Annotated in this window: 3 protein-coding genes; all 3 read left to right on the forward strand. The window is 61.7% G+C overall.

Annotated features, from left to right (window positions below; translation table 11 throughout):
* A partial coding sequence (locus ACPLUI_RS14435) for a hypothetical protein (RefSeq protein ID WP_424660939.1) occupies window positions 1-406 on the forward strand: 406 nt, incomplete at its 5' end.
* Between the two features lie 28 nt (window positions 407-434).
* Window positions 435-872, forward strand: coding sequence for a hypothetical protein (locus ACPLUI_RS14440; protein WP_424660940.1), 438 nt, complete (start codon window positions 435-437; stop codon window positions 870-872).
* Window positions 869-1,869, forward strand: a 1,001-nt coding sequence (locus ACPLUI_RS14445; RefSeq protein WP_424660941.1) for a terminase large subunit domain-containing protein, incomplete at its 3' end; no start/stop codon positions are given. The genes ACPLUI_RS14440 and ACPLUI_RS14445, both read left to right, overlap by 4 nt.

Raw genomic sequence — 1,869 nt, forward strand, 5'->3', positions numbered from 1 at the left:
TATTTTCCCGGTTCGGCGCCGTGGTGAGGAGATATGTGCCTTGACGATCAGGAGGCCCGACCTCTATCTGGAGAGTGCGTGGGACTGGGGTATATTGAAGGGCTGCTTTGGCGGCAGCAGGATCGAGCCTACCGATATTGATGGTCTGGTGGAGAGAAATGGCCGCTTCCTCGTGCTGGAGGCAAAGAAGCCCGGCGTGCGGATCAAGCAGGGGCAGATGTTAACCTTCAACGCTTTACGGAATACCGGGCTGTTTACAATCATCGTTGTGTGGGGCGAGAATAACGTACCATACGAAATGCTTGTTATGTATCCACCTCCAATACAGCCGAGGCGGAACAGGGCCACGCTGGAAGACCTCCGGCGGGTGGTCAAGTGGTGGTACGACAGGGTTGCGGGAGGATAACGTTCAGCGCGACAGGGTGGTGACGAAGATGGCCGAGACTATGAAGAAACGCACGCGGAAAATCATCCTGGCCGAGACCTACGTCCTTAGCGGCTACGACCTCACCGCCGCCTGCCGGGCCGCCGGGTACAAGAACCGGGCCTGGGCCTACCAGTTGCTGCAGGACCCGGAAGTGCGGGAGCACATTGCCTGGGTCGAGGAGATGCGCAGGGAGCAGACCATCAACCTGCGCAAGGCCATCGACGCCGGGGCGGTGGATGCCTACCGGGACCTGCTGGCGCAGAAGAAGCGCCTGGTTGAATTTCTCGAACGCAACCCCGGCACGGCATGGGCCGAGAGGCTGCTTAAAGATATAGCGGTGTACCTGATTGACAAGTCCATCCCGGACCCGCCGCAGAAACACGAGCACTCCGGGCCGGACGGCGAGGCGCTGCAGATTATCATCAAGGCGCCTGATGAGGTATGAGGTGGGAGGCGCAGCCGAGACAGGCTAAATTCCTGCTGAACGTCCTGGACCCGGACGGGCCGGACGAAATACTTTACGGCGGGGCCGCGGGCGGCGGGAAGACCGAATCCCTGCTGATTGCCTGCATCGTGTGGTGTGAGAAATACCCTGGCACGTGGGTTCTGTTCCTGCGCCGCACGTATCCGGAGCTGGAAGCGAAGCCGATACCCCGGTCGAAGGAATTAATTCCCCGCCGGGTGGCGCAGTACCAGGAGGTCAAGCACAGGTGGACGTTTGCCAACGGCAGCGTGCTGCAGTTCGGGAGCCTGGATAAGTCCGGGGACGAGTACAAGTACCAGGGTTCCGAGTTTTCCCTTATCGCTTTCGATGAGCTCACACACTTCCAGGAAGGCCAGTACCTGTACCTGCTTTCCCGGAACCGCACCACCAACCCGGCCATCAGGCCCAAGGTCATTGCGGCTACCAACCCCGGCGGCCCCGGTCACGCCTGGGTGAAAAAGCGGTGGATCACCCCGGCTGAGCCGGAAGTGGTCTGGGAGGCCCCGCAGACGCCGGAACAGGCCGCGGCTGGACTCCCGCCGAGGAAGCGGTGCTTCATCCCGGCCAGGGTGCAGGACAACCAGATCCTTTGCAGGGCAGACCCGGGCTATATCGCCAGGCTCATGGAGTTACCGGAAGCCAGGCGCAGGGCACTGCTTGACGGTGACTGGGACGTTTACGAAGGACAGGCGTTCGACGAGTGGAGCCGGGAAATTCACGTGGTGAAACCGTTCCCCATCCCCGCCTGGTGGCGGCGGTGGGTCGCCAACGACCCGGGCTACTCAGACCCGTTCGCATGGTACTGGTTCGCCGCCGACGGGGATGGCAACGTGTATGTCTACCGAGAGTTTGCCCGCGACGCCGACGGCGAGAAGCTGACCTATTCCGAACAGGCTGCAGCGGTGGTGGAGATGAGTTACCTTCCCGAGCCGGACCCGGAAAGCGGGGAACCTGTGCG

Source organism: Desulfofundulus sp., assembly GCF_049701015.1.
In the GTDB taxonomy this organism is placed as follows: Bacteria; Bacillota; Desulfotomaculia; order Desulfotomaculales; family Desulfovirgulaceae; genus Desulfofundulus.